This window comes from Holdemanella sp. MSK.7.32 (genome assembly GCF_024460475.1).
GTDB lineage: Bacteria > Bacillota_I > Bacilli_A > Erysipelotrichales > Erysipelotrichaceae > Holdemanella.
In genome coordinates this window covers 1-4,820 of record NZ_JANFYN010000080.1, presented here as the reverse complement: position 1 = coordinate 4,820, position 4,820 = coordinate 1, and the positions used below count along the sequence as shown (strand labels likewise).

Below are 4,820 nucleotides of genomic sequence, written 5' to 3'. Positions count from 1 at the left end.
CACATCCAGAAATGCTTCAGAAAAAGAAGATTAATACCGTATCTAAAGTGATTCAGAGTAAAACATGTCATCGTCAGGCAATGAGTGATACAATGGCTGACAAGGCAATAGAGTATTCTAAAACCATCTATTCAGGATGTGATAAGGATGATATTGAAGTATTAATACTTCAGAGATTCATCAAGAAATTAAAAGAAGATATGGCAGAAGCTGAAAGAACCATTGGTGAAATGATTAAGCTAGCACAGGAACTACCTGACTTTAGTATAATCAAATCTATTCCAGGTATTGGAGATAACCTAGCTGCACGTATTATTGCAGAACTAGGTGACATGACAAGATTTAAAAAGAAGAATGAGTTAGTAGCCTTTGCCGGACTGGATCCAAGAATCAGTGAAAGTGGACAGAATGACGGGGATCATATGCACATTACTAAAAAAGGCAATAAACGATTAAGGTGTTTATTATATCTGGCTGTAACGTGTTCTATAAGGCTTAAGAGAGATGATAATAGTATTAAGGATTTCTATATAAAGAAAAAGCAGCAATCAAACCCGATGTGTTCGAAAGCTGCAAAGACTGCATGTGCTAGTAAATTAGTACGAATAATTTATAGCATGTGCAAAACTGGTGAGTTATACCAGTACAATAAATAACAACGAGATTATACACCAAAACTACCCTGAAAAAAAGCGCTTTTTCTTCAGGGGTTTTCAGCATGCAATAAAAACCATGAAAAATTATTGATATAATTTTTGAATTTTTTCTTGATTTCTATTATCCAATTTTTTTATACTTACGGCATTTGGAACTGTCACAAATCCTACGTTGAGTTCTGGATTGTTTTGTTTAAATGTGTTTATGGCGTTTAGATTTCTTTCGAGTTGTTCCTTGTTTGGCTTGGCTGTTTTTTCAATAAGGCCTTGTTTAGTAAGGAATACGTCTTGTATTTCTTTTACGACAAATGTTTTTTGAATCAAGTATTTAATATGTATGTTTAGATCTCTACAAACGAATTGATCAGAGAACCATGTATTTAAGTCTTTTGTGTATTGTCCGGATAATACGTGTTCTGTATTCCATGATGGAAAGGTTTGTAGGGGTCTATTTTCTGTTTCAGATTGTTTATGGTCAGGAATGATGATGTTTACTGTCATTGTTGCTATTGCTGCTACACTAACAACTTTGGCTAGGCTGCTTGCCATAATGCTTGAATATTTATGTTTCATGTTAGACCTCCTTTTCTAGAATGCGAAGTATAAGAAGGAATGGTATGTTCCTCCTACAATAAATGCGATGCATACAATTAATAGAATTATGTAGATTGTCCATGTTGTGTATACGGCTTTCATTTTGTATTGGTTGTATACAAAGATTTGAATTCTGTCATAGACTTTTGTACTGAGTAGAATGGCGAGTGCGAATAATATGAAATAGGATTTTAACATAAACTTGGCTTGGTTATTTGTGAAGGTTGTTGCGCCTATACCTATCATTTTTCCAAGTGTTGAAAATGCGGTTGTGATATTTGGACTCATAAAGAATACCCATCCAATTAATACTACGAGTAATGTATAGATGTGGGATATTGGTTTTGGAAGTTTTTCGAGTTTTTCTCTTAAGAAGAATTTTTCTAGGAGTAAAAGACATCCATAATAGAGTCCCCATAGGATAAATGTCCAGTTGGCTCCATGCCAGAGTCCTGTACAGAACCATACGATAAAGATGTTTCTTATGTATGTGTTTTTATCTACGCGATTTCCGCCTAATGGAATGTATAGATAATCTCTAAACCATTGGGATAGAGAGATGTGCCATTTTCTCCAGAAGTCTTGTACAGATGTGGCTGTGTATGGATGGTCGAAGTTTGGTTTGAAATCAAAGCCAAAGAATCTTGAGAGTCCAATAGCCATGTCTGAATAGCCGGAGAAGTCAAAATAGATTTGTAGCATGTAACAAATGGCTAATAGCCATACGCCTAGAGTGGAAGTGTTATTTTGAAGTATGGAGTAGACATAAGATAATTGGTCGGCTAACAATACTTTTTTTATTAAACCTTTACTGAATAGAACCATGCCGGATGCGTATTGTGCTTTTGAGAGGGTTCAATTTGTGAATTGGTCTTCCATTTCGTGGTAGGAAACAATGGGTCCCATACTGATTTTTCCAAAGAAACTTACATAGAGTGTGAAGAGTATGATGTTTTTTTGTGGTTTACTTTTACCGTTATATACATCGAATATGTATGAGAGTTCACTGAATGTAAAGAAGGATAGTCCTACGGGTAAAGCTATTTTAAGATTGGATTGTATGTGGAGTATGTCCATTAAAAATCCTGTATATTTATAAAAGCCAAGAATGAATAGGTTAACAACTACGGATACTATGAGTAGTATTTTTTTAGTTTTTTCATCATCTTGCGCTTCGAGTTCAAATGCCGTGAAGTAGTTCCATAGAATGGATAGTATTAATAGTACGACATAGATTGGGTTGGACCATGCGTAAAAGAGTAGGCTGAATACTACTAATAGAATGTTTTGTAGTTTTATGTTTCTGATTTGTTTTGTGAGTAGAACACTAAAGGGTAGGAAACAAAATAAAAAAATTAAATCTGTGAATACCATATTTTATTCCCCCTCACTTAATACTTTTTTGAATTGATCATTCATTGTGTTTGCATCTTTTTTTACTGCATATAAGCCATAGTTTCCATGGATATCAATAATAGCGTTTTTTAATAGTTCGGCTTGTTGTGGTGCATAGCCTTCAAAGATGCCTTTTTGATTTTTAACTCTTTTTTCAATGGCTTCTTTAAATGGTTCTTGTTGAGAATGGTCTTTAAATTTCACTAAGACAAATTCACTGGCACTCATAGCGTCGTCGGATTTGTAGTAGATAACACTTTCATATTGTGCTGGATCTAAGTCTAGAAATCGTTTCATACTTAAATTGTCTTGTTGGCTAAGTCCATCAAGATTGATGTTTTCTATGGTTTTACTTTGTACTTCTTCCATAGTTTTCGTACTGTCTTTGTCGTATGAGAAATTTGTGGATAGTAAAATAATGAATCCGATGAGAACGAATCCTTTTAAAATGGTGAATATATACTTTTTCATAATCTCTATGCCCCTTATAATTTGATTGTGATTACTTCAATTGTATCATAAATTCTATGATATAATTTGACAAAGGGGATATAAACATGAAAAAATTTGGGATTATCGGATTGGCTGTATGTATTTGTTTACTTACGGGTTGTGAAAGTCATAATGAGGGTGTTTCTTATATTAAGGAACAGGAGAGTTTGGATACAAAAGAATTGTCTAAGCATTTAACAAATAAGCGTATTGAAGAAAAGCTTTCTTTGGTTCGGGAAGGAAAGTTGGATGTATTTTCTATGTTTGAAGATTATGCCATTTATGGAGATTCTCGCGTATATGGATTCGCGTCTTATGGGTATTTGCCCTGGAATCGTGTGTTTGCGGATGCAGGAAACACCGTTTTAAATATTTCAGATTATAGTGAGGCGTTGAAAGAAATCAATCCTTCTAATATTTATTTCTCATATGGAGTGAATGATATGGGATTGGATTTAAAGACAGAAAATGGAACGTATGGAGATTTGTATGAAGAAAAAGTAAAGGGTGTTTTAGAGATTTGTCCCAATGCGAATATATTTATTAATTCTATTGTTTGTCCTACGCCATCTGCGGTCGAAGAACATTCTGAATGGTCTAAAACGGATGATTATAATAGTCAATTACAAGAGATGTGTAAAAGAAATGGTTGGAATTATGTAGATATTTCGGATATTACCAATCATGGTGAGGATAAGTATTATCAAGAGGATGGAGTCCATTATATTCAGGATTTGTATCCTGTATGGGCTGAAAGAATGATTGGTGAAACAATTAAAGTTATTGGATAGGAAGTTTAAAGAAAGACATATATCAAATTCACTTTTTTACTTTTTGATGTAAATATATTTTATAGAAACATCTGACAGTTAATAAAAGGTGATTATGTGAGTGTATAATAATTTATTATTGCTGTATAAAAAAATATGGATAGTATGGAAGTTTTTGATTATGGAATTAATGTACAGGAATTGATGATACGATTTTACTTTAACTTAGACTGTATCTTAGTCTGTATATAGTAACTGTGTCACAAAAGGATGGGCTAGTATTATGGTATTGGAGCTAACTATATGAAAATAAGAATGTATGAGTGTTGTTTTGGAGATTGTTTTAGATTAGTAAAAAAAGGTCATAAAGATTTATTTGTTGATTTTGGTATACATGAATATACTTGTTCAAAAAGTGAAAGAGAAAAAAGATTTAATAATATTATAAACGATATGGGTGAAGAAAAAGATCAAAAAGAGTTTTTGTTAACACATTATCATTCTGATCACTTTAATGGCGTATTGTACATGGTAAAATATAGTAAACACAAATTTTCAGATGTATATATACCAGATATATGGAATATTAAATATAGAGTACAAGCATTTGCTTTATTGTTACTTAAGGATGTTTTAAATAATGATAAAATCGAAAATAATTTAACAATTATTGATTTTTTAGAATCTATCTGCACAACTAATGGTAATATTCATTTCGTTAAAAGAGGAAGCATTTTCCATGATGAGCAATTTATTGCGTTATGGCCTTCAAAAAAATTTATAGATAAAAAGATAAAACATTTGTATGATGATTTAGCTGAAAAATTTGGTGGCAATTTAAATAAGATTAATGAATTATATAAATGTCAACTTAAAAATGTACAGTTTTGATCATTTAAGAATGTACAATATT

General features: G+C 32.2%; 7 protein-coding genes. 3 read left to right on the top strand and 4 right to left on the bottom strand.

The genetic code is table 11. The features are described 5' to 3' along the window. A partial coding sequence (locus tag NE544_RS11650; protein ID WP_256269455.1) for a transposase occupies positions 1–656 on the top strand: 656 nt, incomplete at its 5' end. Between the two features lie 84 nt (positions 657–740). On the opposite strand, the gene NE544_RS11645 is transcribed toward NE544_RS11650, so the two are convergent. The 4 genes from NE544_RS11645 to NE544_RS11630 are packed head-to-tail and all read right to left on the bottom strand — an operon-like array spanning position 741 to position 3,116. Next, positions 741–1,229: a hypothetical protein gene (locus tag NE544_RS11645; protein ID WP_256269454.1), complete on the bottom strand. Its 489-nt coding sequence runs from the start codon at positions 1,227–1,229 to the stop codon at positions 741–743. A 15-nt stretch (positions 1,230–1,244) separates the two neighbouring features. Then, on the bottom strand, positions 1,245–2,075 hold the full coding sequence (locus tag NE544_RS11640; protein WP_256269453.1) for an MBOAT family protein: 831 nt from the start codon (positions 2,073–2,075) through the stop codon (positions 1,245–1,247). Between the two features lie 30 nt (positions 2,076–2,105). Then, positions 2,106–2,624, bottom strand: a complete 519-nt coding sequence (locus tag NE544_RS11635; RefSeq protein ID WP_256269452.1) for a hypothetical protein — start codon at positions 2,622–2,624, stop codon at positions 2,106–2,108. A gap of 3 nt (positions 2,625–2,627) precedes the next feature. Next, positions 2,628–3,116 carry a DUF4358 domain-containing protein gene (locus NE544_RS11630; protein ID WP_256269451.1) on the bottom strand — a complete coding sequence of 163 codons (489 nt, stop codon included), beginning with the start codon at positions 3,114–3,116 and terminating at the stop codon, positions 2,628–2,630. 86 nt (positions 3,117–3,202) lie between these two features. On the opposite strand from NE544_RS11630, the gene NE544_RS11625 reads away from it, so the two are divergent. Further along, a complete protein-coding gene (locus NE544_RS11625; RefSeq protein WP_256269450.1) occupies positions 3,203–3,928 on the top strand; it encodes an SGNH/GDSL hydrolase family protein in 726 nt (241 codons plus the stop codon). Between the two features lie 282 nt (positions 3,929–4,210). After that, positions 4,211–4,798 (top strand): hypothetical protein, encoded by a 588-nt coding sequence (locus NE544_RS11620; RefSeq protein WP_256269449.1) that lies wholly within the window; start codon positions 4,211–4,213, stop codon positions 4,796–4,798. Positions 4,799–4,820: the final 22 nt, after the last annotated feature.

Coding starts and splice junctions, on each gene's coding strand:
- NE544_RS11635 (WP_256269452.1), bottom strand. CDS start 2,624: ATGGTATTCACAGATTTAATTTTTTTATTTTGTTTCCTACCCTTTAGT.
- NE544_RS11625 (WP_256269450.1), top strand. CDS start 3,203: ATGAAAAAATTTGGGATTATCGGATTGGCTGTATGTATTTGTTTACTT.
- NE544_RS11620 (WP_256269449.1), top strand. CDS start 4,211: ATGAAAATAAGAATGTATGAGTGTTGTTTTGGAGATTGTTTTAGATTA.
- NE544_RS11645 (WP_256269454.1), bottom strand. CDS start 1,229: ATGAAACATAAATATTCAAGCATTATGGCAAGCAGCCTAGCCAAAGTT.
- NE544_RS11640 (WP_256269453.1), bottom strand. CDS start 2,075: ATGGTTCTATTCAGTAAAGGTTTAATAAAAAAAGTATTGTTAGCCGAC.
- NE544_RS11630 (WP_256269451.1), bottom strand. CDS start 3,116: ATGAAAAAGTATATATTCACCATTTTAAAAGGATTCGTTCTCATCGGA.